Source organism: Pseudonocardia xinjiangensis (assembly GCF_050948425.1).
Lineage (GTDB): Bacteria > Actinomycetota > Actinomycetes > Mycobacteriales > Pseudonocardiaceae > Pseudonocardia > Pseudonocardia xinjiangensis.
Genome location: NZ_CP192009.1, coordinates 253732 through 278131, shown reverse-complemented (window position 1 = coordinate 278131; position 24400 = coordinate 253732). Strand labels below are relative to the sequence as shown.

Genomic DNA, 24400 nt, shown 5'->3' with positions numbered 1-24400 from the left:
CGACCCCTGGGGCGTAACTGGAGGGAACCGTGACCGTCACGGGCATCATCACTGCCATCGTCGTGGGGCTCATCATCGGCGCATTGGGCCGCCTGGTCGTGCCGGGCAAGCAGCCGATCCCGATCTGGCTGACGATCGTCATCGGTATCGTCGCCGCCTTCATCGGCTCGTTCATCGCCGGCGCCCTGGGCCTGGCCACGGGAGGCGGGTTCCACATCGGTGAGCTGATCCTCCAGGTCGTCGTCGCGGCCCTCGGGGTCTTCCTGGTCACCGGCATGTACAGCCGCAGGTCCGTGCGTCGCTGAGCTCAGAACACCGGCCGAACGCCGGGTCCGCCTTCCGAGGCGGGCCCGGCGTTCGTCGTTGAGTGGCTAACCCCGGATGGGGTGGCCACCACTATGAGGACGTGTGGAGGGCGAGCACAGCCGACGATGACGCAGCGCTGGTACACGCGGCGCGCCACGGCGACCGGTCCGCGTTCGCCGTACTGGTCGACCGGCATCTCGACCTCGTCCGCTCGCTGTGCGTCCGCTGGCTCGCCGACCCCACGGGGGCCGAGGACGTGGTCCAGGACGCCGTCCTCGCCGCCATGACGAGCCTGGACAAGCTGGAGCGCCCCGCCAGCTTCGGGCCCTGGCTGGCCGGGATCGCCCTGAACACCGCACGCAACCTGGCCCGGCAGCAGTCGCGGAGCCCGATCTCGCTCGAGGTGGTGCTCGGCGGCCGGTGGATCGCCGAACCACGGGACGCCGGCCCGGGACCGGACACCGTTGTCGAGAACCGCCTGCTGGCCCGGCGGCTCACCGAGGTCGTCGCGTCGCTGCCGGTCGGACAGGCCGCGGCGATCACGGCGTTCTACCTGCAAGGACTGAGCATCGCCGAGACCGCGGAGCATCTCGGCGTCTCGGTGACGGCCGTGAAGAACCGGCTGTACAAGGCGAGGGAGAGCCTGCGACGCAGCATGCCCGACCTCGCCGTCCGCCCCACGATGGAGGAGCCCGCCATGGAAACCGAGTCCGCCGACCCGATTCCGATGCAGGTCACGGCCGTGCGCCGCGTGGACAGGGAGGGCGATGTCGTGCACATCGTCGTCCTGTCCGACGCCGAGGTCGGGCACACGCTGCCGATCTGGGTCGGGGCGGCCGAGGCCACGTCGCTCGCACTCGCACTCGACGGAGCCGAGTTGCCGCGACCGAGTACGTACCAGCTGACGGTCGCCCTGCTGGCCGCCGCCGGCGGCCGTATCGAAGCCGTCGAGATCGTCGGCCTCACCGCCGGGGTGTTCTACGCGCGCCTCGCGCTGGCGGACGGTTCGACGGTCGATGCGCGCCCGAGCGACGCGCTGAACATCGCGGTGCTCGTGGACGCGCCCGTCCGCGTCGATCCCGAGGTCGTCACGGCTGCGAACCGCAGTTCCCGGCGCCCGGCGCCCGGGCCCAGTGACCATCCGGCGATAGCGGCCGAGGCCTTGGCGGCGCTGGCGTCCCTCGTGCGCACGGAGCACCGCGGATCCGGCACGTAGCCCGGGCCGGGCAGGACGGTGTCGGTGTCGTCGACCACGATGCGAAGGACACACCGAGACGGGAGCACGATGCCGACACCGCCCACCTACGCCGACGTGCAGGCCGCCGCCGAGCGGATCCGGGGCCAGGCCCACCGCACCCCCGTGCTGACATCGAGACGGGTGGACGGCGAGGTCGGCGCGTCGGTGTTCTTCAAGTGCGAGAACTTCCAGCGGATGGGCGCGTTCAAGTTCCGCGGCGCGTTCAACGCCCTGTCGCGCTTCGACGAGGCGCAGCGGCGGGCGGGCGTGATCACCTACTCCTCGGGGAACCACGCGCAGGCCGTCGCGCTCTCCGCGCGCATCCTCGGGATGCCCGCCACGATCGTGATGCCGCACGATGCCCCGGCGAGCAAGGTGGCCGCCACGCGCGGGTACGGCGCGTCGATCGTCGTCTACGACAGATACACCGAGGACCGCGAGGAGCTCGGCCGCGCCCTCGCGGCCGAGCACGGCATGACGCTCGTGCCGCCCTACGACCACCCCGACGTGATCGCGGGGCAAGGCACCGCCACGAAGGAGCTGATCGAGGAGGTGGGCGAGCTCGACGCCCTGTTCGTCTGCCTCGGCGGCGGTGGGCTGCTCTCGGGTGCGGCACTGGCCACCCGCGCGCTCTCGCCGTCCTGCCGGATCTACGGCGTGGAACCGGAGGCGGGCGACGACGGGCTGCAGTCGCTGCGCACCGGGTCGCTCGTGCACATCGCCACACCCGACACCATCGCCGACGGCGCACAGACCCAGCACCTCGGCGAGCTGCCCTTCGCGATCATCCGCCGGGATGTGGACGACATCTTCACCGCCTCCGACGACGAGCTGGTGGCGGCGATGAGGGTGTTCGCCGCCACGCTCAAGATCGTGGTGGAGCCCACCGGCTGTCTGGCCTTCGCCGCCGTGCGCAGGCTCGCCGGCGAGCTGTCCGGGCAGCGGGTCGGCGTGATCGTGAGCGGCGGGAACATCGACCTCCCCCGCTACGCCTCCCTCCTGGCGTGATCCGCCGGCCGACTCAGTGGAGCGTGACGGGGAGCGCGTCGACCCCGAAGACGAACGACAGCTTGCGGTAGGAGAGGTCGCCGGGGTCCTTGGCGAGCGTGATGTCGGGGAACCGGCGGAGGAGGGCCGGGTAGGCCGCGCGCAGCTCCATGCGGGCGAGCTCGGCACCGATGCAGCGGTGGAGGCCGTAGCCGAAGGCGAGGTGCGGCCGAGCGTCGCGCGTGGGGTCGAACCGGTCGAGCCCGTGCCCGTCGCGGTTGGCCCCGCTCAGCGAGCAGAGCACGATGTCGCCCTTGGCGATGGTGCGACCACCGATCTGGATCTCCTCCTTCGCGAATCTCGGGAACGCGACCTGCACCACGGTGAGGTAGCGCAGCAGCTCGTCGACGAACGGCTCGATCGCGCTGTCGTCGTCGCGGACGGCGATGCGGCTCTCCTGCTGCTGCAGCAGCACGATGGTGCCCAGCGCGAGCATGCTCGCGGTGGTCTCGAGCCCGCCGGTGAGCAGGCCGTCGGCGAGCCCGGCCAGCTCGTGGTCGCTGATGTCGTCGCCGTGCTCCCGCACGAGCATGCCGAGCAGCCCGTCGCCGGGAGCGACCCGCTGCTTCTCCACGATGCCGAGCAGGTACTCCATCGACTCGGAGATGGCGCCGATCGTGCCGGTGACCCCGCCGAGCAGGTCGAAACGCGTGGTGCTGAGCCGCTGGAAGTCGGCACGGTCGGAGTAGGGGACGCCGAGGAGCTCGCAGATGGTGAGCGACGGGATGGGGAGCGCGAAGGACTGCAGGATGTCGACGACCCCGTCCGACTCCGCGATCCCGGCCATCTCGTCGAGCTGACCGGCCACGATCGCCTCGATACGCGGGCCGAGTCTGCGTAGCCGGTGGCCGGTGAACTCGGGAGTGAGCATCCGCCGGAGGCGGGTGTGCGCCGGTGGGTCGGTGAAGCCGAGACCGCCCGGATTCTGGTCGGCCGTGATGCCCACCGTGCCGACGAGGTTGGTGAAGTCGTTGCTGAAGGCGCTCCCCGCCCCGAGCACCGCTTTGCTCTCCTCGTAGCCCGTGACCAGCCAGGCGCGCAACCCGAACGGCAGCTTGAGCTGGCTGACCGGCTCGTCCTCGCGCAGGGCTCCCAGTGCCTCCACCGGGTCGAGCCCGATGCGTTGGAGCGGCACCAGCGCCGAGCCCGGGAGCATCGACAGCAGTGCGTCGGGCGACCCGCCGCCCGCCCGTCTGCGTCCCAAGCGCCGGCGAGCCAGAAGGCCTATGATCCGTCCGCGAACGCCACCCATGATCCCGACTCTAGGCAAGTACCCGGACATCCGGTCTCCCGCATGCGTCCGAAACGCCACAGATGCACAGCCTCAGGCTCGGAGGAAGGCGAGAATCGCGTCGGCGAGCTCGTCCGGCGCCTCCTCGGCCATGTGGTGTCCGGAGTCGATCCGACCACCGCCGCGTAGGTCGGTGGACCACTCGCGCCACACCGCCAGCGGGTCGCCGTGGAGGTCCTCCAGGTCGTCGCGGCTCGACCACAGGACGAGAAGCGGGCAGGTCACACGGCGTCCGGCCGCCCGGTCGGCCTCCTCGTGGGCACGGTCGATCCCCAGCCCGGCGCGGTAGTCCTCCAGCATCGCCCGCACGGTGGCCGGGTCGTGGATCGCGCGGTGGAACTCCGCGTACGCCTCCTCCCCCATGCTCGCCGGGTCGCCGCCGTACCAGGCGTCGGGGTCGGCGAGGATCGCGCGCTCGGGCTTGTCGGGCTGCGCGAAGAAGAACCAGTGCCACCATGCCGATGCGAAACGCGCGTCGCACCGGGCGAGGTGCTCGGTGATCGGGATGCAGTCCAGCACCGTGAGCCGGTCGACCACCGCCGGGTGGTCCAGGGTCAGGCGCAGGGCCACGTAGCTGCCCCGGTCGTGGCCCGCCACCGCGAACGTCTCGTGGCCGAGCTGAGCCATGAGGCGGGCCATGTCGTGCGCCATCGCCCGCTTCGAGTACGGCGCGTGGTCATGCGTGGTCTCCGGCGTGGACGACCGGCCGTAGCCGCGCAGGTCCGGCACCACGACCGTGTGGCCACCCTCACGCAGCCGCGCTGCCACCCGGTGCCACGTCGCCCCCGTGCGGGGGTGCCCGTGCAGGAGCAGGACCGGCGATCCCGCACCCCCGTACCGGACGTGCAGTGCGGCCTCGCCGACGTCGACGGTCCGGGTCGTGAACCCCTCGAAGAAACCCACTTGCTCCACCTCTCGGTCGGAAGCAGCATCGCCACGATGATCGCCCGTCCGACGGATATGACCTCGTGAGCACACCCCACGACCAGAACGACGCCGTCATGCGGCTCATGGCCGCGCGGACGGGGCACTTCCTCCTGGAGTCCGGCCACCACGGCGAGCTCTGGCTCGAGCTCGACGGCCTGTTCTGGTCGGACACGGTCAACGCGCCCGCCGAGCGCCTCGCGGACCGGATCCGGCCGCACGCGGTGGATGTCGTGTGCGGGCCGCTCGTGGGCGGAGCCCTGCTCGCCCAGCTCGTGGCCGCCCGGCTCGGCGTCGCCTTCTGCTACACCGAACGCACCTCGACGGGCACCGGGCTCTACTCGGCGACCTACCGGCTGCCCGCCGCCCTGCGCTCACGGCTCCCGGGGAGACGCGTCGCCGTCGTCGACGACGTCGTGAACGCGGGCTCGGCCGTGCGCGCCACCCTCGCCGATCTCACGGCCGCCGGTGCGGAGGTGGTCGCGCTCGGCGCGCTACTGGCGCTGGGAACGACCCCGGCCACCATCGCCGCAGGCGCAGGCCTGCCCCTCGATGTCCTCGTGGCCCGGCCCAACGAGATCTGGGAGCCGGACCGGTGCCCGCGATGCGCCGACGGCGAACCGCTGCACCGGCCGTGACACCTGGCCGGCGCCGTGCGGGCCGGGTCAGGTGTTGGCGTTCCGGGCGGCCACCGGCCAGCGGTCGACCGGGACGCCCTGAGCGAGTACGACCAGCTCGTCCGCCAGGCTGACGGCGGAACACACGTGGTTGGGAGCCACCCGCACGACATCGCCCCGCTGCAGCACGCCACCGTCCTCGGGGAGGACGACGGTGGCGTGATGTTCGGACAGCGCGACGATCCGGGCGCCGGGGTGGTCTGGGAGCCGGCCGCCGCCGGTGGCCCAGGCCGGCTGGTCGGCGCCCAGCACCTTGCTGCCCGCGTCGAGCACGACCCGGCGCCCGGCACCGCTCACCACGGTGCTGACCGCCGTGAGCGCGATGTCGGACCAGCTACAGCTGCCCAGCTCGGCCTGCTGCGCGTCGTTGAAGACGTACACGCCGGGCCGGATCTCGGTCAGCGCGACACCGTCCGCGATGGCCGCCGACGGTGTCGAACCGCCGCTGACGACCTCCACGTCGAGACCGGCCTTCCGCAGCGTCGCGGCCGCCCCGGCCAGCGCTGTGGCCTCGTCGGCGGCCGCCTGCTCCCGGCGACCGGGGCCGTAGCTGTGGCCGGGGAAGGTGAACACCCCCGACACCCGCAGCCCCGCGCGGGCCGCGGCGGTGGCGACCTCAGCGGCCCGGTCGGGCTGCACCCCGCTCCGGTGGTGACCGCTGTCGATCTCGACGACGGCCTCCACGTCCGTGCCCGCCACGGCTCGGGCGAGGACCTGCGCGGCCTCGGCGGAGTCGACGCCCACCCGGAGCGACGCCCGTTCGGCCACGGCCCTCAACCGGGCAGCACGCGGGCCCGCAGCCCAGATCGGATAGGCGATGAACAGGTCGGCGAAGCCGGACGCGGCGAAGATCTCGGCCTCGCCCACCGTGGCGACGGTCAGGCCCGCGGCGCCGTGCCCGACCTGGCGGCGGGCGATCTCCGGGCACTTGTGCGTCTTCGCGTGCGGGCGCAGCGCGAGCCCCCGCGTCTGCGCCACGCCGGCCATCCTCGTGAGGTTGCGGTCCAGGGCGTCGACGTCGACGGCAAGGAAGGGGGTGTCGAGGCCGTCGCCGATCAGGCCGGTCGCAGTCATGCCGTCGATTGTGACCTTCCGACGGCATGACCCGTCGCGCCGCCCGGACAGAGCCCGATGACCTCGGTCATCCCGTACGGCCAAAGGGAATATCCGGCCGAAAAGGCAGCGCTTCGTCTCATTTCTCTCGGACAGCGATTTCCGGCACCGTAGGATCGGCTCACCCCGTACCTGCTCAGAGGAAGCCCCGAGATGAGCACAGCAGCACGCGAATCTTTACCCGCGTCCTTTTCGGACATCGACCGCAGCTCCGAGGAGCTGAAGGGACATGTCATCGAGTACCTCAGCGGCACGGCGAGCAACCCCGAGATCCGGCGGATGCGCGCCACCGCTTCCCACCTGTTCGCGGCGACGGAGGGGGAACGGCTGCTCGATGCGGGGTGCGGGCTGGGCGAGGTCGCGCGGGACCTCGGTTCGGTGGTGGGCCCACGAGGGTCGGTGGTCGCCCTCGACAACTCGGCCGACGTCATCTCCGCGGCTCACGCCCGGCACGACGGTGGCCCGGTCACCTACGTCGTGGGCGACGTCACCGCCCTCGACTTCCCGGACGACCACTTCGACGGCGTTCGCTCAGAACGGGTGCTCCAGCACCTCGCTGATCCCGGCGCGGCGATCGCGGAACTGGTACGGGTGACCCGCCCGGGCGGCCGGGTCTGCGTGATCGACACGGACTGGCCGTCCCTGACGCATGACGGTTTCGCACATCTCGACGACCCGTCCGTCCGGTCGTCGAACATTCTCCTGTCCACCGCCGGGCGGACTGCGCGCTCGCTCATGGTGAAGGCCGGCCTGCGCAATGTGACGGCCTCACCCGTCACCGTCTGCTTCACCTCGCCCACCGACGCGGCCACCGTCCTCGCGTTCTTCGACCCGAAGCGGGCACGAGTGGTTGACTTGATCCCGGAACAGCTGCTGGAGTCGTTCTTCGACTCGGTGGATCGAGCCGCCGAACGCGGCGACTTCCTGGTCGCATTCACGATGTGGGTATCGCTGGGCCGAAAAGGAGAAGACGGAGAATGACCGGAGTTCGGAGGCCGTCCACAACCGGGCTCGAGATCGAGACGCTCCCCGCCGCCGCGGCCGACGACACCGGCACCGTGTCGACGCTGACCGACCTGGTCAACGTGGTCTACGCGGTCGCGGAGGACGGGCTGTGGATCGACGGCACCACCCGCACCACCGTCGAGGAGCTCGCCGGTCTCATCCGTGCCGGAGAGATCGTCGTGGCCCGCTCGGGCGGACAGACCCTGGGGTGCGTCCGGGTCCAGCGCCTCGACAGCGACGTGTACGAGTTCGGCATGCTCGCGGCCGACCCCGCGCACCGCGGCGTCGGCGTGGGCCGGGAGCTCGTGCGGTTCGCCGAGCAGGCCGGGCGGGACGCCGGCTGTTCCGTCATGCAGCTCGAACTGCTGGTGCCCCAGGACTGGACGCATCCGTCGAAGCAGTTCCTGGCGGGGTGGTACGGCCGCATCGGCTACAAGGTGGTGGGCACCGGGGAGATCGAGGAGTCCTATCCCCACCTGGCACCCCTGCTCGCCACCCCCTGCGATTACAAGATCTTCCACAAGGACCTCACGGCGTAGGCCGGCTCGCACCTCCCGGCATACGAGGTTGGTCCGGTCCCGGTGCGGGGGCCAGAGTGGAGGGATGATCACCGACCGACGTGTGTTCTTCGTCGGGGACTCGTTCGTCGCCGGTGTCGGTGACCCGGACCATCGGGGCTGGGTCGGCCGATTGGCGGCGCGCTCGCACCAGGCGGGCGTCCCGCTCACCACCTACAACCTGGGGGTCCGGCGGGACACGAGCGAGGACGTCTGCCGGCGCTGGCCCGCAGAGGTGGCCGCGCGTCGGGCGCCGGGCTGTGACGAGCGGCTGGTCGTCTCGTTCGGCGTGAACGACACGACCGTCGAGGGCGGGACACAGCGGGTGCGCACGGCGCGCAGCGTCGCGAACCTGCGCGCAGTCATCGACGGCGCCGCTGCGGCCCGGCTCCCGCTGCTGGTCGTCGGCCCGCCGCCGGTGGACGATCCGGAGCAGAACCAGCGGATCGAGACACTCAGCGAGCTGTTCCGCGCCGTCTGCGGGGAGGCCTCGGTGCCGTATGTGGAGACGTTCGAGTTGCTGGCGGCGGAACCGCGGTGGATGGGCGAGGTCCGACGGGGCGACGGGGCGCACCCCGGGGCGGGGGGTTACACGCTGCTCGCGGATCTGGTGCTCCCCCAGTGGCAGACGTGGATCGCGGCACTCATGGGGCAATCGCACTAGGGTCGCTCCATGGTCACCGAGGCCCTGATCGCGTGGCTCCGCGACTCCGATCCGGCATTGTGCTGGCAGGTCGAGCGCGATCTCGGGGACCAACCGCCCGACGTCTGGGAAGCGACGCGGGCGAAGATCGCGATCACCGGCTTCGGCGCGCGCCTCCTCGCGCTGCAGGACCCGGACGGGCAATGGGCGGGCGGCGCGTACTTCCCCGCGGACTTCGACTTCGAGAATCCTGACGCGGCAGACGACGGCGGGCAGCCCTGGACGGCGACGACGTGGACGCTCGCCTCGTTGCGGGAATGGGGTCTCGACTCCGCGGTGCTGCGCGAGCGCCGCACGGCCGAGCTTCTCGCCGAGAACAGTCGGTGGGAGTACGACAACCTGCCGTACTGGGGTGGCGAGGTCGACTGCTGCATCAACGGCGTGACACTCGCGAACGGTGTGTGGCTCGGCGCCGACATCAGCGGCATCGTCGACTGGTTCCTCGAGCATCGACTGCCTGACGGCGGCTGGAACTGCGAGTGGGTCGAGGGCTCCACGCGATCGTCGTTCCATTCGACGCTCAACTCCCTCAAGGGACTGCTCGCCTACGACGTCGCCACCGGAGGCACGGACGCCACGCGCGCTGCCCGGCGTGCCGGCGAGGAGTACCTCCTGCAGCGCGGGCTCTTCCGGCGTCTCTCCACGGGCGAACCGGTGGCCCCGTGGGTAGGGCGCTTCGCCTACCCGTACCGCTGGTTCTACAACGTGCTCAACGCAGGTGAGTACTTCCGCGAGGCGGCACTGCTCGACGGCGCGGCGCCGGACCCACGCATGGCTGACGCGATCGAGCTCATCCGTGCCGCCAGGCAGCCGGACGGCACGTGGCTCCAGGCCCGCAGGCACCCCGGGCGGGTGTGGTTCGAGGTCGACGTGCCGGCGGGCGAGCCGTCGAAGTGGCTGACCCTGTCCGGGACGCGGGTGCTGGCCTGGTGGGACTTTCACGCCCCCTAGCCGCCCGCGACGCGTTCCGGGCGGGGTGTACTGCGTCAGTCACCCGGGGAGTCGCCCAACTCGTCGGCGGTCACGATGGAAGTCACGCGGCCCAGACTTGCGCGGACGCCCGCGTCGAGCTGATCGACGATGATCGACGTCCCCAGGAAGACTGCACCACACCTCTCTCCCAACGGAAATGACGGAGGACGGCAGAGCGAGCGGCCGCAGTCACCGTGCGACGGTAGCGGCACGTCAAAGGCTGCCCCGGCGAATATAAAGCGCGTTGCCATATCGCCTCCAACCTGCGGTGGGGAGAGTCGTCAGTCCATGTCGAGAAGATCGGCTAGCGTGGGAATCGATGACCAAGGCCGTGACCCTGATCCGCTCGAAGTCCCTTTCCAACGTCGCCGAGTACGCCTACGCCGCGACCGCACCGGCTGACGCTCGGCTGATCTTTCTCGCCGGGGCGTGCCCGCTGAACGCGGACGGCACCACCGCCGCTGTCGGCGACTACGCCGGGCAGGCCGCCAAAGCCGTCGAGAACATGCGCACAGCACTCGCCGAGGCCGGTGCGACGATCGGGGACGTGATCAGCACCCGGGTTCTCGTCGCTTCCTCCCGCCAGGCCGACCTCGTCGCCACGTGGGAGGTCGTACGGGACGCCTTCGGCGACCACGATGTCCCGAGCACGCTCATGGGCGTCACGGTGCTGGGCTACGACGACCAGCTGGTCGAGGTCGAGGCGATCGCGGCAGTCCGCGATCAGGGAAGGTCCGCGAAGCCGGAAACCGAGGTGACGTCGTGACCGCGGAGTTCGATCGGGGCTTCTGGGAGGAACGCTGGTCGCAAGCCCTGCGCCGGCACGGGGACGCCATCGCGAAGCGTCCGCCGAACACCATCTGACCGAGGCGGCCGGGTACCTGCGTCCCGGTATCGCCCTCGACGCGGGCTGTGGTCACGGGTCCGACACGCTCTGGCTCGCTGCGCGCGGATGGCACGTCACCGCGGTCGACTTCTCCGCGACCGCCCTGGCTCATGCCCGGTCGACGGCCGAAGCCATCGGCGCGGACGTCGCCGAACGCATCGACTGGGTCGAGGGCGATCTCGCGACCTGGACCCCGCAGCCTGGACACTACGACCTCGTCACCTGCCTGTACGTCCACGTGGCGGGGTCGGTGGAGGAGATGGTGGACCGGATGGCGACGGGGGTCGCGCCGGGCAGCACCCTGCTCTTCGTCGGTCACCGCCCGATCGACCCGGCCACCGGAGCCGCCACCCCCGCGGCCGGTCAGGTGCAGGTCTCCGTCGACGAGGCGGTCGCTGCGCTCGATCCCGCCAGCTGGGAGTTCGTCGTCGCCGAGGACCGCCCGCGCGCTGTGGCGGGCACCGGTGTCGACGCCGTCATCTGCGCGCGACGCCTCTCCTGAGGACGCTGCCGCCCGTTACTCGCTTGTCCTCCCGCTGTCGGTGCCCGGAGTCTCGCGGGATGCCGGATGCGATCTTCGAAGACCAGCGCCTCGTCTCCATCTACGACGCCCTCGACTCCGATCGCCGGGACCTCGACGTGTACGCCGCGATGATCGACGAGATCAGGCCGAAGGCTGTGATCGACCTGGGCTGCGGAACCGGGCTGCTGGCGCGCCGGCTGGCCCGGTCGGGGATTGCCGTGACGGGCGTCGACCCTGCTGCCGGGTCGCTGGAGTACGCCCGGGCCCAGCCCGGTGCACATCGGGTGCGCTGGATCCTCGGTGACGCATCGGTGCTCCCGACCGCAGCCGCCGATCTCGTGCTGATGACCGGAAACGCTGCTCAGGCCATCATCGAGCCGGCCGACTGGGAAGAGATGCTGCGTCGCACGTTCGCGGCGCTGCGTCCTGGCGGCCGCTTCGTGTTCGAGACTCGCGATCCGGGCCGCCGGGCCTGGGAGAAATGGACCAGAGCGGAGTCGTGGCGCCGGGTTCAGATCGATGGGGTCGGGTCGGTGGAGACCTGGGTGGAGCTGACCGGCGTGGACCTGCCGTTGGTCAGCTTCCGCCACACGTGGGTGTTCGAGTCCGACGGTGCCGTCCTCACCTCGGACAGCACATTGCGCTTCCGGGACCGCGCAGAGATCGAGCATGACCTCCAGCGCCACGGATACGCGGTCGACGAGGTGCGTGACGCGCCCGACCGGCCGGGGTTGGAGTTCGTGTTCATCGTGTACCCCACCCTGGATCTCTGAGCAGTGCCGGGTATGGGCGGAGCCAGCAGGGGTCTTCGTATCCGTGCGGGCGTGCCTGACGTCTCCGAGGACATGGTTCGTATGAGCGACGGCGCTGCCTTGTGGGTAGCTACGGCGGCTGGTCCTGCCGAGGAGGATCTACCTGGGCTGGTCTTCCTGCACGGCGGCGCCGGCATGTGGGACTACCTCGAACCCGTGTCCGAGATGGTCGACGGAACCTTCCGGACACACCGCTACGACCAGCGAGGCTGTGGCCGATCCTCGGCCAGCGACGGCTACGACCTAGCCCGCTACGTGGCAGACCTCGACGAGCTACGCCAGCACTTCGGCTACGAGCGCTGGTACGTGTTCGGCCACTCCTTCGGTGCAACGCTCGGCATCGAGTACGCCGCCACCCACGGCCAGAGGGTCGCAGCCCTGATCTATTGCAGTGGCGTCGGCATCGGATGGTCGACGCACAGGGCGACGTACAAGGCCCGGCAGCGGGCGCGGCTCAGCGATGCCGACTACGAGAGACGGGAAGAGCTGGAGGCCAGGGACCGGACCTGGGCGGAGGAAGTCGAATGGCGCACCTTGTCGTGGCTCCCCGACTTCGTCGACCCGGAGACGGCCAGGGACTGGGCCAGCGTCGACGCCCGTACCCCCCTGCCGCTCAACATGGCGTGCAACCGCGCATTCAGCGCCGAGACCAGCGCGTGGAGCAACGACGAGGAGCGCGCTCGGTGGGGCGCGGTGGAGTGCCCGGTGTGGATCGTTCACGGCGAGGCCGACCCGAGGCCCGCTGACGGCCCTCGGGCCCTGGCCGGGGTCCTGCCGCAGGCGCGGTTTTACGAGGTGGCCGATGCCGGCCATCAGCCCTGGCGAGAGCGCCCGGACGTCATCGCGCAGGTTCTTGCTGGTGTCGCGGCGGACGCATCGCGGCAGCCCTAGATGTAATGCCCAGCTGGGTTGTTGACGCGGCTGATGGGTGCGTGGCCGCCGAGGGCGGTGTGGCCGCGGTGGTGGTTGTAGGTGTGTAACCAGCCCGGTAGGGCTGCGGCGCGGTCGGTGTTGCTGGTGAACGGGCGCTGGTAGGCCCATTCCTCGAGCAGGGTGCGGTTGAACCGTTCGGCTTTGCCGTTGGTTTGAGGTCGGTAGCGGCGGGTGAACCGGGCGGTGGCGCCGAGGTCGGCCAGGGCGTCGCGCCAGGCGTGGGAGCGTCGGTAGGCCAGTGCGTTGTCGGTCATGACGCGTTCGATCCGGTGGATGCCGTGGGCGGCGAGCGCGGTGGCGGCGCGGCGGAGGAACCCGGCGCAGGTGTCGGCTTTCTCGTCGGGGTGGATCTCGGCGTAGGCCAGGCGGGTGTGGTCATCGATCGCGGCGTGGACGTAGTCAAACCCGACCCGGGACCGGTAGCGGGCGCGGCGGCGTTCGAGGCTGTCGCGGCCGTGGACCCGCCAGCCGCCGCCCTCGCGCAGCCGGCCGAGCTTCTTCACATCCACGTGCACGAGCTCGCCGGGGCGGGCGCGTTCGTAGCGGCGGATCAGCGTGCCGGTGGGGCGGTCGAGCCAGGCCAGCCGGGACAGTCCGTGGCGGGTGAGGACTGCGTGCACGGTGGAGGCGGGCAGCTCGACCAGTGGGGCGATGCGGGCCGGCCCGAGCTTGCGCTCGACCCGCAGCGCCACGATCTGCTGGACGAGTTGGTCGGGGGTGCGGTGGGGGATGCGGTGGGCGCGGCTGGAGCGGTCGAGGAGTCCGCGGGGTCCTTCCGCGCGCCAGCGGGCCCACCACTTGTAGCCGGTCGCGCGGGATATCCCGAGTTCCGCGGCGACGTGAGCGACGGGGCGACCGGCCGACACGCGCTCGATCAGCAGCATGCGGCCGTGAACGGTCAGGCGGGCATTACGGTGGGCCATGAGACCTCCGTGCAGGTGGTGAGCGTCGACAACTCACACCTCGCCCGGAGGTCTCCCCATGTTCAAGCCGACACGCCGTCAACAACGCTCATGGGCACTACACCTAGAGCTCGGCGTGGCCGGACGCCGCAGGGCCGGGTAGCTGCACCGCCGGTCGAACGCGGACCGGAGGCAGGAGCGGGCGAGCCGGAGGGCAAAAGAAGCAAAGACACCGGTCCGGTCCGGGTGGACCTTCCTGGCGTTTCGCCTGGTGAGGATGGCGGTAGCGGTGGTGTCCAGTCTCAACACACCCCGGACGGGTGTCTCACGACATGCCGGACTGGTGCCTCAGGAGATCACGGACGGTCCGCGGATGATCACGCATGACCCGCCAGCGTGTCCGGCCCGCGCCGCCGGAGGCGGCGCCTTGGTCCCATAGGGGCCATTTCGGCGGCGGCAGGAATCCGTAGTGCGCGGGCCAGTTTCCGCTGCACCTCCCGCAGGAGCTTGATCGTCTCCTCATCGGGAAGGCCAGTGGTGATCGTCCAGTCCCACCCAGCGCCCACCACGGTGCTCGAGAAGACGATCTCCGTGGCCAGCAACGCCTTCCACCACTGCGGCCTCGTCAACGGCTCCCCGTGGTCCAGCGCCTCCCGCAGTCTGCGTCCCTCGCCCCGCCACAGGTCCTCCTTGCTGACGAAACCCATAGCCCGGGCGAGATCATCCGTGGGACTCGCGGATCCGCCCCACTCACCCAGCCCTCGGCGCAACAGATACCGTTCGTCTGAGGTGAGATCGACCGCTACAACCTCCGAGGCGCTCATAGACGCAATTCTCACCTCGCACCCCACAGAGACTCAGCCCGCGGCTCGGTGCGGAAGCCGGGCCGGGCGTGGACGGTCGAGGAGTGCCTCACGCACCGGGTCGAGAACATCGCCGCTCCATTCGTGCGGGAGAACATGTTCGCCGGATACCGCGTCGCGGTGAACGTGCACCTGTTCCCCGGGATCGGAGTGGAAGCGGCTTCTCCTGCGGGCGAACGGTCATGTCAGTGATGGGCTGGTCCAGCACCGCGATGGCGGCGCGATACCAACACGTTGTCGCTGCAGTACGACGCGACGTTGCCAATCAGGTGGGCGGCTTGCTGTGGAGTCCATCGACGGGGGCACCACCGCGCAACGATCCGGATCCGTCACGAGAAGTGGCCGAGCGCGGGCTGCCACGATGAGCCGCGTGACTACGGATTCACAAGATCATGCGCGTATCGCTGAGCCGGCCGGTGGAGGCGCTTACGACCCCATCGCCGAGGGGTACGCGGCCGAGAACGAGGTCAGCCTCCTGAACGCCCACTACGAGCGGCCCGCGGTCCTGGAGCTCGCCGGCGACGTGACCGGGCGGCGGATCCTCGACGCCGGGTGCGGCGCGGGGCCCCTGTTCGCCACACTGCGCGACCGCGGCGCCGTCGTCACCGGCATCGACGCGAGCGCGGGCATGCTGGAGGTGGCTCGTCGCCGACTCGGCCCCGACGCCGACCTGCGGGTCGCCGACCTGGCCGAGCCGCTGCCCTTCGCCGACGCCGCGTTCGACGACGTCGTTGCGTCCCTGGTGCTGCACTACCTGCGCGACTGGGGACCGACCCTGGCCGAGCTTCACCGCGTGCTGGTCCCCGGCGGGCGGCTCATCGCCTCGGTCGAACACCCGTTCGCCCTCGCTCTTCTCAGGCGCCTGGCGGGGGAGAAGGCGAAGTACTTCGGGGTCACCGAGCGCACCGAGGAGTGGACGATGGGCGGCGGCAGCACCCGGCTGACCTTCTGGGACCGGCCGCTGCACGCGATGACCGACGCCTTCACCGCGGCCGGCTTCCGGATCGAGGTCATCAGCGAGCCGCCGGCCGTGCCCGGGGCCCCGGAGAGGTTTCCGGAGGACTTCGCCACGCTGTCCGACACCCGCTTCCTGGCCTTCCTGTTCTTCGTCCTCAAGGCCGACTGATTGCGATTGTCTTGGTCAGTTCGTGGGCGTCGACGCACTGCTGAGCGCTTCGCCCGCGCCTCCACCAGGTGCTCTCGCGCCCAGCAGCGGGGTCGCGACTTGCAACCAGAACTGCAACCAGACGACGAACGCCGGGCGCTCCCTCAACGGAAGGCCCGGCGTTCGCCCTGTTCAGTGGCGGTAGCGGTGGGATTTGAACCCACGGAGGCTTGCACCTCACACGCTTTCGAGGCGTGCTCCTTCGGCCGCTCGGACACGCTACCGCCGATGAGCTTACAAGGTCCCGTCCGCGCGCTGCGCACGGTCCTCGCAGACCCCGGGGACCCTGTGAAGGACCAGGGCGAGCGCGCGGAGCGGCGGCGGCCGTTCCCAAGTCGTTCCCAAGTCGGCGAGGTTCTGCCACGCTCCGAACGGGACTTCCCGCGAAGGAGCGGTGACGTGGGCGAGCAGAGCGGTCCGACCCTCATCCAGTCGGTGCAGCGTGCGCTGCGCTTGCTGGAGGTCGTCGCCGAGCGGGAAGGGCGGGCGCACGCCAAGGAACTCGCTCGCGCCACGGGTCTGCCCCTCCCCACGGCCTACCACCTGCTGCGCACCCTGACCCACGAGGGCTATCTGCAGCGCCTCGACGACGGGTCCTACGTGCTCGGCCACCGGATCGACGTCGTCCGCAGCCACGGGACGGCCGCCCGCGGGGTGGCGCGCGCCCGTCCTGCGCTGGAGTGGCTGCGCGACGAGCTCTGCAGCGCGGTGTACCTCGCCCGGCACGTCGACGGGGAGATCGTGATCGTCGAGATCATCGACAGCCCGCGGGCCCCCCGGATCGACCTCTGGGTCGGGATCCACCACGCCGCCCACGCCACGGCGCTGGGGAAGGCGATCCTCGCCCAGCTTCCCGCCCCGGACCGGGAGGACTACCTCGCCCGGCACCCGCTGCACGACCTCACTCCCCACACGGTCGTCGACCGCCGCAGGCTCGGCGACCGCCTGCCCGCCCCGGGCGCCCTCGCCGTCGACGACGAGGAGTACGCCGTGGGCGTCTGCTGCCTCGCCGTGCCGGTGACCACGAAGGACGGTGCCGGCTCGCTCGGGTTCGTCGCCTCGCCCGCAGCTCTGCGGCGCCGGGCCGCGCTCCGCCAGACGCTGAGCGCGGGCGCGTCCCGGGTCGCCCGGGCGCTCACGCTGGAGTGAGGCTGCCCTGACCGGGCGGCCCACCATCTGAAATCACCGCTCTTCCGTCATTGAGACCGGCGTCACACGATCATCGTATGGATTCGCACGCCGCGCCCCCGGCCGTTCCCGAGTGGGCGATCGCCGCCCTGTCGGACGTCTACGACCCGTGCTGCCGGGAGAAGGGCATCTCGGTGGTCGAGATGGGGCTGCTCCGGTCGGTGGCGCTCCGGGACGGCCACGCCCGGGTCGAGCTGCTCCTGACCTCGGGGTGGTGCCCGTTCGCCTCGCGCGTGCTCACCGAGGTGGAGGAGGCGATCGCGGCGCAGCCCGGGGTGGACAGCGCCGAGGTCGAGATCGTCTGGGACGAGGCGTGGACCACGGACCGGCTGGCCGAGTCGGCCGTGCGCAAGCTCCGCTTCCTGCCCGCCCCCACTGCCGTGCCCGACCGCGATGCCTACGTCGCGGCGCACCGTTCCCAGGTCGAGGAGGCCAGCTGATGATCGGCGACGCGTTCGTGTTCGACGGGGTGGCGCACCCGTTCAACTTCGACCCCAAGAACGCCTACGGCAAGCCCGCCGAGATGTTCTCCAACCACCTCTACGCCTTCCACGCCACCCTCACCCCGGACGACGCGACGAAGCTGTCACCGGAGGAGTTCCTCAAGGACTGGAGCCCCGCGGACGTCCGGGAGATGGTCTACGAGCAGTCCGACACCGACATGCTCGTGGCGATGCCGCTGCCGCTCACCGACCTCTACCGCGACGGTCTCTCCCCCTGGGAGGAGTGCACCGAGCTCGCCGCGCGCGACCCCGACCGCACCGTCTTCTGGGGGTCGGTGAACCCCCTCGAAGGCCGGAAAGCCGTCGATCTCATGGAGCGTCAGGTCGGCGAGTTCGGGGCGAAGGCGTTCAAGTTCTACAACGTGCGCTACGACTTCGGGCAGCCGATCCCCTGGCGGATGGACGACCCGAAGGTCGCGTTCCCGATCTTCGAGAAGGCCCAGGAGCTGGGCGTCAACCTCATCGGCGTGCACAAGGGCGTGCCGCTGGGCCCGCAGCCGATCGAACACACCCAGACCTGGGACATGGACGGTGCCGCCGCCAACTTCCCGGACATCAACTTCGTGATCTACCACGTCGGACTGCCGTTCATCGACGAGACGTGCTGGCAGCTGATCCGCTACCCGAACCTCTACGCGTCGATCGCCGCGACGATCAACTTCGTGCGGCGGTCACCACGGATGTTCGCCGAGATCATGGGGAAGCTGCTGTTCTGGTGCGGCGAGGACAAGATCGTGTACGGGTCCGAGGCCCCGCTGTTCCATCCGCAGTGGGCGCTGAAGGCGTTCATGGACTTCCAGATCCCGCAGGACCTCTGCGACGGCTACGGCTACCCGCAGCTCACCGACCAGGCCAAACACAAGATCCTCGGGGAGAACCTGCTGCGGTTGCACGGCCTCGACGTCGCGGAGACGGTGGAGCGGCTGGGCCGGCCCCAGACGCACTGACCTCCCCCGGCGGGCCTTGGCCCGGGCGCGGAGCGGGGTGCGTGCCCGGGCCCGGGTCGGCGCCACGCGCGTCGCCGGGGTGGGGATCATCGACGCCCCGCCGGCCCACAGGCGAGAATCTGCCGGTGCCCTCCCCGCTTCCCCTCCGGCGCCTGCTCGTGGCGGCCGCCGCCGTCCTCGCCGTCGCAGGCTGCGCACCCGCCGACACGAACAGCGGACCGGCCACAGCCGCCACCTGCACGCCAGGGGCGCTCCCGACCCGCACCGACGGGATCCTCACCGTGGGCACGGACCAGCCGGTCTACCCACCGTGGTACATCGACGACGACCCGGCGTCGGGCAAGGGCTTCGAGAGCGCTGTCGCCTACGCGATCGCCGGCGAGCTGGGGTACCCCCGCGACAAGGTGACCTGGGCACGGGTGCCGTTCAACGCGGCCGTGCAGCCGGGGCCCAAGGCGTTCGACCTGAACCTCACCGAGTTCTCGATCACCGACGAGCGTCGGCAGGCGGTCGACTTCTCGGCGCCCTACTACGACGTCAAGCAGGCGGTGGTCGCCCTCGGGTCCAGCCCGTTCGCCGGCGCCACCACCGTCGCCGGGCTCAAGGACGCTCGGCTGGGCGCGCAGGTCGGCACCACCAGCTACGAGGCGATCGTCGACCAGATCAAGCCCTCCGCGCAGCCCGCCGTCTTCAACACCAACGACGACGCGAAGCTGGCACTCACCAACGGGCAGGTGGACGCGATCGTCGTCGACCTGCCCACGGCGTTCTTCATCACCTCGGCGGAGCTACAGGGAAGCAAGATCGTCGGGCAGCTGCCGGCCGGATCGGGCACCCCGGAACAGTTCGGCGCGGTGCTGGACAAGGGCAGCGCGCTCACCGGCTGCGTCTCGGCCGCCGTGGAGCGGTTGCGATCCGCCGGGACCCTCACCGCGCTGGAGCAGCAATGGCTCGCCTCGGCGGGGTCGGCGCCGGCGCTGAAGTGAGGGGCACGCCCGTCGCGCCGGAGCTGAGCCCGCTGGCCCGGGACCGGCTGGCCTACCGGCGCTCCCGGGCGCGACGCTCCACGCTGGTCGCGTTCGCGTCCACCGTGGTGTTCGCCGGGGCGGTCGTCGTCGGGGTGGTCAGCTCGCCGGGCTGGCCACGGGTCCGCGACACCTTCTTCGACGTCGACGTGGCCTGGTCGTCGCTGCCCCCGGTGCTCGCGGGGCTCTGGCTCAACGTCCGGGTGCTCGTGGTCGCCGAGATCGGGATCCTCGTGCTGGGGCTGCTGATCGCCGTGCTGCGGACGTTGCGCGGGCCGGTGTTCCTCCCGGTGCGTGCGCTGGCCACCGGCTACGTCGACCTGTTCCGCGGGCTGCCGCTGCTCATCGCGCTGTACCTGATCGGCTTCGGGGTGCCGGCGCTGCGGCTTTCGGGCGTGCCGACCGACACCGCCGTGCTGGGCACGATCACGTTGATCCTCGTCTACTCCGCGTACGTGGCCGAGGTGTTCCGCGCCGGCATCGAGTCGATGCACCCGTCACAACGGGCCGCGGCCCGCTCGCTGGGGCTGAGCCACCGCCAGTCGATGCGGCTGGTCGTGCTGCCGCAGGCGGTACGCCGGGTGCTGCCGCCGCTGCTCAACGACTTCGTCGCGCTGCAGAAGGACGTCGGGCTGATCTCCGTGCTCGGCGCCGTGGACGCGATCCGGGCCGCCCAGATCGAGGCGGCCCGCACCTTCAACTTCACGCCGTACCTGGTGGCAGCGCTGCTGTTCGTGCTGCTCGCCATCCCGACCGGCCGGGTCGCCGAGGCGGTGGCAGCCAGGGCGGCGCGCCGGCAGGGTGCCTCGTGAGCCCCGTGCTCGAGGTGCGCGGGCTGGTCCGGCGCTACGGCACGGCGACTGTGCTCGACGGCGTCGACCTGACCGTCGAGGAGCACCGGGTGGTCACGCTGATCGGGTCGTCGGGCTCCGGCAAGTCGACGCTGCTGCGGTGTGTGGACCTGCTGGAGGAGATCGACGACGGGCAGATCCTCCTCGACGGCGTGGACGTCTCCGACCCCCGGGCCGACGTCGCCGCCGCGCAGCGCCGGATGGCGATCGTGTTCCAGGCGTTCAACCTGTTCCCGCACATGACCGCGGTGCAGAACGTGTCCCTCGCGCCGCGGGTGGTGCACCACGTGCCGGCCGCGGAGGCCGACGAGCGGGCGCACGAACTGCTGCGCCGGGTCGGGCTCGAACGGTTCGCCGGCGCCTACCCCGACCGCCTCTCCGGCGGCCAGCAGCAACGGGTGGCGATCGCCCGCGCCCTGGCGGTTCAGCCGCGGCTGCTGCTCCTCGACGAGATCACCTCCGCACTGGACCCCGAGCTGGTCGGCGAGGTGCTCGCGATCGTGCGGGAGCTCGCGGACGGCGGGATCACCATCCTCATGGCGACCCACGAGATGGGGTTCGCCAAGCAGGTGTCGGACCAGGTGTGCTTCCTCGACGCCGGCCGCGTGCTGGAGTCCGGGCCGCCCGGGCAGGTGCTGGGCGACCCGGTCCACGAACGGACCCGGCAGTTCCTGGCGCGCGTGATCGCGGCGGGCCGGCTGGCCTGATGCTACGGCGGGACCGTTGATCGTTTACATCGAGACGTCCGCGGCGGCGAAGCTGCTGGTCGAGGAAGAGGCGTCGGCGCGCCTCGCCGAGCACCTCGACGCGCTCCCCGAGGCCCCGGTGTCGTGTCTCGCACTGGAGACGGAGCTGCGCCGCCTCGCCGTGCGAGTCGGGCTCCCGCAGACCGCCGTCACCGCCCTCCTCGAGCGGTTCGACCTCCTCGAGACCGATCGATCGCTGTACCGGGAAGCCGGTCTGCTGCCCGGGCGAAACCTGCGCAGCCTCGACGCGTTGCACGTCGCCGCGGCGCTGCGGCTGAACGCCGACGTCATGCTGTCCTACGACCGCAGGCAGATCGCGGCAGCGGAAGCGGTCGGGCTGCGGACCACGGCCGTGTAGCGGCCAGGCCCCGGGGACGACCAGGCGCAATGACCGTCAGGAGAGGCCGGCCGCGGCGAGCCCGATGTCGACCAGCCCGATGTGGGGCCGGTCGGCGAGGTCCGCGAGTGGCACCCACTCCGCGCGGTCGGTGCTGCCGCCGACCTCGTCGCGCAGGGAGCCGCCCACCACCTCCGCGGTGTAGACGATGTGCAGGGCGTGCATGTCGATCGGGCTGCCGTCGCTGGCCCGGTCCCAGCGCGACGAGTCGACCCCGATCACCCTGCCGAGCTCCACGTGCAGTCCGGTCTCCTCCTCGACCTCGCGCACGACCGCGTCCTCGGGTCGCTCGCCGTGGTCCAGGCCGCCCCCCGGCAGCGTCCAGCGCCCACCGCGGCTGAACCGGACCAGGAGCAGCGCACCGTCCCGGACGCACACCGCATAAGCCCCGACGCGGGTCTTCTGCACCACCGCCTGCTCCATTCGCGCAGGCTAGCGCGGCAGCCGGAAACGTCCACCGCTTCTCCCCGCGACACCGCGGGTGCTCAGCGGAAGCCCCCGAAGAACGACTCGAGGAGCGCGACACACTCCCGCTCCAGCACCCCGCCGACCACCTCCGGCCGGTGGTTGAGCCTGCGGTCCCGCAGGACGTCCCACAGCGAGCCCGCCGCGCCCGTCTTCGGCTCCCACGCGCCGAACACCACCCGCGCCACCCGGGCCAGCCCGATCGCGCCCGCGCACATCGTGCAGGGCTCCACCGTGACGGCAAGGGTGCAGCCCTCAAGGCGCCACTCCCCCCGCACCGCCGCAGCCGCCCGCAGCGCCAGCAGCTCCGCGTGCGCCGTGGGGTCGCCCATGGCCTCGCGGCCGTTGCACGCCGCCGCGAGCTCACGGCCGTCGGCGTCGACGACCACGGCACCGATCGGCACGTCACCGGTGCGCGGGGCGGCGGTGGCGATCTCGATGGCGCGCTTCACCAGCGCCTCATCCGAAGCGGAGGGGGTGGGCCCGGAGCGCGCCGCGCCCGCGCCCCGCGCCGGCGTCACCGCGCGTCGACGACCTCGGCGAGCGCATCGGCGAAGCCGCAGCGACGGCCGATCGCGGCGAGCTGCTCGTCGGGATAGAGCTCCACCTCGCCGGCGAGCACCTCGAGCTCGTCGGCGGGCAGGCCGAGATCGGCGAGGATCGCGAGGTCGCCCTCCGGCCACGGCGGAGAGTCGAGGGCCTCGTCCTCCGGCGGCAGCTCCAGGCGTAGCAGGTCGAGGACGTCGGCGGCCACGTCGTAGTCCAGGGCCGCCACGGCGTCGGACACCATCAGCGAGATCCCACCGGGGGTGGGCCGCAGCAGGACGAAGAACTCGTCGTCGACGTCGAGCAGACCGAGCACCGCGCCGGTGGAGCGCAGCTCCCGTAGCTCGGTGATCGCGGTGTCCAGGTCGACGAGGGCCTCGGGTGTCATCCGGGAGCAGCGCCACTGCCCGTCCTCCCGGATCGCCGCTACGGCGTACCCGGGCAGGGCCTGTTCACGCACCTCCGCGCGCGACTCAATGCTCTGCACCGCCATGCCACTACCGTAAGCCTCCGAGCGACTGTGCTCCAAACCACATGGGGAAGAGGTTTCGCACGTCACCTCCCCGAGCTGCCAGGATTCGGTCCATGCCACCGGATGCCGCATTCATCACTACCCTCCGCTCACAGGCCCGCGGCGTCCAGCCACGCACGGTGGCGCTGCGTCGCGCGCTGCACCGCCATCCCGAGCTCGGCCTCGATCTGCCGCGCACCCGCGACGCGGTGGTCGCCGCCCTCGCCGACCTTCCGCTGCAGGTGCACCTCGGCCGCTCGGTCAGCTCGGTGGTGGCCGTGCTGGAGGGCGAGCGTCCCGGGCCGACGGTGCTCCTGCGCGGCGACATGGACGCGCTGCCGCTGGAGGAGGACACGGGGCTCCCGTTCGCCTCACGGATCGAGGGCGCGATGCACGCCTGCGGCCACGACACCCACGTGGCCATGCTTGCCTCGGCGGCCCGGGTGCTGGCCGCGCGGCGCCACGACCTGGCGGGGCGGGTGCTCTTCATGTTCCAGCCCGGCGAGGAGGGCTTCCACGGCGCCCGGCACATGATCGACGAAGGCCTGCTCGACCGCACCGGGCCCGCCGGACGGCCCGACGCCGCCTACGCCCTGCACATCAGCGCCACGCTGCCGGCCGGCGAGGTGCACGTCCGTCCGGGCCCGGTGATGGCGGCGGCGGACACGGTGCGTGTCACGGTCAGCGGCCGGGGGGGCCACGCCTCGGCGCCGCACGACGCCCTCGACCCGCTGCCCGCGGCCGCCGCGATGGTGGGTGCGCTGCAGACGGCGGTGACCCGCCGGGTGAGCGCCCACCAGCCGGTCGTGGTGACGATCAGCCGGATCGTCGCAGGCACCACCAACAACATCATCCCGGAGACCGCCTTCATGGAGGGCACCGTGCGCACGCTCTCCGAGGCGACCCGCGCCACCGTCCATGAGGAGATCCGGCGCGTGTGCCGCCACACCGCGATGGCCCACGGCTGCACCGCGGAGGTGCACATCGAGCAGGGCTACCCGGTCACCGTCAACGACTCGGACGCCGCCGTGCGCCTCGGCCACCTCGCCGACGCCGTGGTTGGTCCGGACCGGGTGGTCACGATGGAGAGCCCGATCATGGGTGCCGAGGACTTCTCGTACGTGCTCTCCGAGGTGCCCGGCGCGCTGGCGTTCCTCGGTGGCTGCCCGCCGGACGTCCACCCCGGAGCCGCGCCCCCCAACCACTCCAACCGCGTGGTCTTCGACGAGGACGCGATGGCCGACGGCGTCGCCGTCTACGCGGGGCTGGCGCTGGACGCGCTCTCCTGACGCAGCTCCTGCCTGG

29 protein-coding genes and 1 tRNA gene are annotated in these 24400 nt (G+C 71.3%); 21 read left to right on the top strand and 9 right to left on the bottom strand.

The window, feature by feature from the left end; genetic code table 11:
• The first annotated feature begins 29 nt into the window (after positions 1 to 29).
• The 3 genes from ACQPZA_RS01350 (at position 30) to ACQPZA_RS01340 (ending at position 2551) form a co-directional block, all read left to right on the top strand.
• Complete coding sequence (locus ACQPZA_RS01350; protein WP_433277648.1) at positions 30 to 305, top strand: GlsB/YeaQ/YmgE family stress response membrane protein; 276 nt, start codon at positions 30 to 32, stop codon at positions 303 to 305.
• Between the two features lie 101 nt (positions 306 to 406).
• Complete coding sequence (locus tag ACQPZA_RS01345) at positions 407 to 1522, top strand: bifunctional nuclease domain-containing protein (RefSeq protein WP_433277647.1); 1116 nt, start codon at positions 407 to 409, stop codon at positions 1520 to 1522.
• Between the two features lie 69 nt (positions 1523 to 1591).
• Complete coding sequence (locus ACQPZA_RS01340; protein ID WP_169394650.1) at positions 1592 to 2551, top strand: threo-3-hydroxy-L-aspartate ammonia-lyase; 960 nt, start codon at positions 1592 to 1594, stop codon at positions 2549 to 2551.
• 13 nt (positions 2552 to 2564) lie between these two features.
• On the opposite strand, the gene ACQPZA_RS01335 is transcribed toward ACQPZA_RS01340, so the two are convergent.
• Together ACQPZA_RS01335 and ACQPZA_RS01330 are read right to left on the bottom strand one after the other, a co-directional pair.
• Complete coding sequence (locus ACQPZA_RS01335) at positions 2565 to 3842, bottom strand: cytochrome P450 (RefSeq protein ID WP_433277644.1); 1278 nt, start codon at positions 3840 to 3842, stop codon at positions 2565 to 2567.
• 72 nt (positions 3843 to 3914) lie between these two features.
• A complete protein-coding gene (locus ACQPZA_RS01330) occupies positions 3915 to 4784 on the bottom strand; it encodes an alpha/beta fold hydrolase (protein ID WP_433277643.1) in 870 nt (289 codons plus the stop codon).
• Positions 4785 to 4849: 65 nt separating this feature from the next.
• On the opposite strand from ACQPZA_RS01330, the gene ACQPZA_RS01325 reads away from it, so the two are divergent.
• Positions 4850 to 5443, top strand: a complete 594-nt coding sequence (locus ACQPZA_RS01325; protein ID WP_433277641.1) for a phosphoribosyltransferase family protein — start codon at positions 4850 to 4852, stop codon at positions 5441 to 5443.
• A 27-nt stretch (positions 5444 to 5470) separates the two neighbouring features.
• On the opposite strand, the gene ACQPZA_RS01320 is transcribed toward ACQPZA_RS01325, so the two are convergent.
• On the bottom strand, positions 5471 to 6556 hold the full coding sequence (locus ACQPZA_RS01320) for an alanine racemase (protein ID WP_433277639.1): 1086 nt from the start codon (positions 6554 to 6556) through the stop codon (positions 5471 to 5473).
• A 192-nt stretch (positions 6557 to 6748) separates the two neighbouring features.
• Here ACQPZA_RS01320 and ACQPZA_RS01315 point away from each other — a divergent pair, with 192 nt between their 5' ends.
• The 8 genes from ACQPZA_RS01315 to ACQPZA_RS01280 all read left to right on the top strand — a co-directional run bounded on the left by ACQPZA_RS01315 (position 6749) and on the right by ACQPZA_RS01280 (position 12944).
• Positions 6749 to 7576, top strand: coding sequence for a methyltransferase domain-containing protein (locus ACQPZA_RS01315; protein ID WP_433277637.1), 828 nt, complete (start codon positions 6749 to 6751; stop codon positions 7574 to 7576).
• Complete coding sequence (locus ACQPZA_RS01310; protein WP_433277635.1) at positions 7573 to 8139, top strand: GNAT family N-acetyltransferase; 567 nt, start codon at positions 7573 to 7575, stop codon at positions 8137 to 8139. The genes ACQPZA_RS01315 and ACQPZA_RS01310 overlap by 4 nt, the downstream gene beginning before the upstream one ends.
• 64 nt (positions 8140 to 8203) lie before the next feature.
• Positions 8204 to 8821, top strand: a complete 618-nt coding sequence (locus ACQPZA_RS01305; protein ID WP_433277633.1) for a GDSL-type esterase/lipase family protein — start codon at positions 8204 to 8206, stop codon at positions 8819 to 8821.
• A gap of 9 nt (positions 8822 to 8830) precedes the next feature.
• On the top strand, positions 8831 to 9811 hold the full coding sequence (locus ACQPZA_RS01300) for a squalene cyclase (protein WP_433277630.1): 981 nt from the start codon (positions 8831 to 8833) through the stop codon (positions 9809 to 9811).
• A gap of 340 nt (positions 9812 to 10151) precedes the next feature.
• On the top strand, positions 10152 to 10598 hold the full coding sequence (locus tag ACQPZA_RS01295; RefSeq protein WP_433277628.1) for a RidA family protein: 447 nt from the start codon (positions 10152 to 10154) through the stop codon (positions 10596 to 10598).
• Between the two features lie 94 nt (positions 10599 to 10692).
• Positions 10693 to 11220 carry a class I SAM-dependent methyltransferase gene (locus tag ACQPZA_RS01290; RefSeq protein WP_433283164.1) on the top strand — a complete coding sequence of 176 codons (528 nt, stop codon included), beginning with the start codon at positions 10693 to 10695 and terminating at the stop codon, positions 11218 to 11220.
• Between the two features lie 59 nt (positions 11221 to 11279).
• Entirely contained in the window at positions 11280 to 12014 is a 735-nt protein-coding gene (locus ACQPZA_RS01285) for a class I SAM-dependent methyltransferase (protein WP_433277626.1), read from the top strand.
• 51 nt (positions 12015 to 12065) lie between these two features.
• On the top strand, positions 12066 to 12944 hold the full coding sequence (locus ACQPZA_RS01280) for an alpha/beta fold hydrolase (RefSeq protein ID WP_433277624.1): 879 nt from the start codon (positions 12066 to 12068) through the stop codon (positions 12942 to 12944).
• Here ACQPZA_RS01280 and ACQPZA_RS01275 read toward each other — a convergent pair.
• Together ACQPZA_RS01275 and ACQPZA_RS01270 are read right to left on the bottom strand one after the other, a co-directional pair.
• On the bottom strand, positions 12941 to 13909 hold the full coding sequence (locus ACQPZA_RS01275) for an IS481 family transposase (RefSeq protein ID WP_433276210.1): 969 nt from the start codon (positions 13907 to 13909) through the stop codon (positions 12941 to 12943). The genes ACQPZA_RS01280 and ACQPZA_RS01275 overlap by 4 nt on opposite strands.
• 356 nt (positions 13910 to 14265) lie before the next feature.
• The gene (locus tag ACQPZA_RS01270) at positions 14266 to 14595 is read right to left on the bottom strand and encodes a hypothetical protein (protein WP_433277622.1); all 330 of its coding nucleotides are present in this window, start codon (positions 14593 to 14595) and stop codon (positions 14266 to 14268) included.
• 517 nt (positions 14596 to 15112) lie between these two features.
• Here ACQPZA_RS01270 and ACQPZA_RS01265 point away from each other — a divergent pair.
• Entirely contained in the window at positions 15113 to 15877 is a 765-nt protein-coding gene (locus ACQPZA_RS01265; RefSeq protein WP_433277620.1) for a class I SAM-dependent methyltransferase, read from the top strand.
• A 175-nt stretch (positions 15878 to 16052) separates the two neighbouring features.
• Here the strand turns inward: ACQPZA_RS01265 and ACQPZA_RS01260 are convergent.
• Positions 16053 to 16140 (bottom strand) — tRNA-Ser (locus tag ACQPZA_RS01260).
• A gap of 175 nt (positions 16141 to 16315) precedes the next feature.
• On the opposite strand from ACQPZA_RS01260, the gene ACQPZA_RS01255 reads away from it, so the two are divergent.
• The 7 genes from ACQPZA_RS01255 to ACQPZA_RS01225 all read left to right on the top strand — a co-directional run bounded on the left by ACQPZA_RS01255 (position 16316) and on the right by ACQPZA_RS01225 (position 21534).
• On the top strand, positions 16316 to 17065 hold the full coding sequence (locus ACQPZA_RS01255) for an IclR family transcriptional regulator (RefSeq protein WP_433277618.1): 750 nt from the start codon (positions 16316 to 16318) through the stop codon (positions 17063 to 17065).
• Positions 17066 to 17142: 77 nt separating this feature from the next.
• Entirely contained in the window at positions 17143 to 17544 is a 402-nt protein-coding gene (locus ACQPZA_RS01250; RefSeq protein WP_433277616.1) for a metal-sulfur cluster assembly factor, read from the top strand.
• Positions 17544 to 18554 (top strand): amidohydrolase family protein, encoded by a 1011-nt coding sequence (locus tag ACQPZA_RS01245; RefSeq protein WP_433277614.1) that lies wholly within the window; start codon positions 17544 to 17546, stop codon positions 18552 to 18554. The genes ACQPZA_RS01250 and ACQPZA_RS01245 overlap by 1 nt, the downstream gene beginning before the upstream one ends.
• A 125-nt stretch (positions 18555 to 18679) precedes the next feature.
• Positions 18680 to 19540, top strand: a complete 861-nt coding sequence (locus tag ACQPZA_RS01240) for an ABC transporter substrate-binding protein (protein WP_433277612.1) — start codon at positions 18680 to 18682, stop codon at positions 19538 to 19540.
• Positions 19537 to 20391, top strand: a complete 855-nt coding sequence (locus tag ACQPZA_RS01235; RefSeq protein ID WP_433277611.1) for an amino acid ABC transporter permease — start codon at positions 19537 to 19539, stop codon at positions 20389 to 20391. Before ACQPZA_RS01240 ends, ACQPZA_RS01235 begins: the two co-directional genes overlap by 4 nt.
• Entirely contained in the window at positions 20388 to 21137 is a 750-nt protein-coding gene (locus tag ACQPZA_RS01230) for an amino acid ABC transporter ATP-binding protein (RefSeq protein WP_433277609.1), read from the top strand. The genes ACQPZA_RS01235 and ACQPZA_RS01230 overlap by 4 nt, the downstream gene beginning before the upstream one ends.
• Positions 21138 to 21153: 16 nt before the next feature.
• The gene (locus tag ACQPZA_RS01225) at positions 21154 to 21534 is read left to right on the top strand and encodes a type II toxin-antitoxin system VapC family toxin (RefSeq protein ID WP_433277607.1); all 381 of its coding nucleotides are present in this window, start codon (positions 21154 to 21156) and stop codon (positions 21532 to 21534) included.
• 36 nt (positions 21535 to 21570) lie between these two features.
• On the opposite strand, the gene ACQPZA_RS01220 is transcribed toward ACQPZA_RS01225, so the two are convergent.
• The 3 genes from ACQPZA_RS01220 to ACQPZA_RS01210 form a co-directional block, all read right to left on the bottom strand.
• Positions 21571 to 21996, bottom strand: a complete 426-nt coding sequence (locus ACQPZA_RS01220; protein WP_211173830.1) for an NUDIX hydrolase — start codon at positions 21994 to 21996, stop codon at positions 21571 to 21573.
• Positions 21997 to 22058: 62 nt separating this feature from the next.
• A complete protein-coding gene (locus ACQPZA_RS01215; RefSeq protein ID WP_433283162.1) occupies positions 22059 to 22493 on the bottom strand; it encodes a nucleoside deaminase in 435 nt (144 codons plus the stop codon).
• A 62-nt stretch (positions 22494 to 22555) separates the two neighbouring features.
• Entirely contained in the window at positions 22556 to 23077 is a 522-nt protein-coding gene (locus tag ACQPZA_RS01210) for a tRNA adenosine deaminase-associated protein (protein ID WP_169394628.1), read from the bottom strand.
• A 92-nt stretch (positions 23078 to 23169) separates the two neighbouring features.
• Here ACQPZA_RS01210 and ACQPZA_RS01205 point away from each other — a divergent pair, with 92 nt between their 5' ends.
• Positions 23170 to 24384: an amidohydrolase gene (locus ACQPZA_RS01205; RefSeq protein ID WP_169394627.1), complete on the top strand. Its 1215-nt coding sequence runs from the start codon at positions 23170 to 23172 to the stop codon at positions 24382 to 24384.
• Positions 24385 to 24400: the final 16 nt, after the last annotated feature.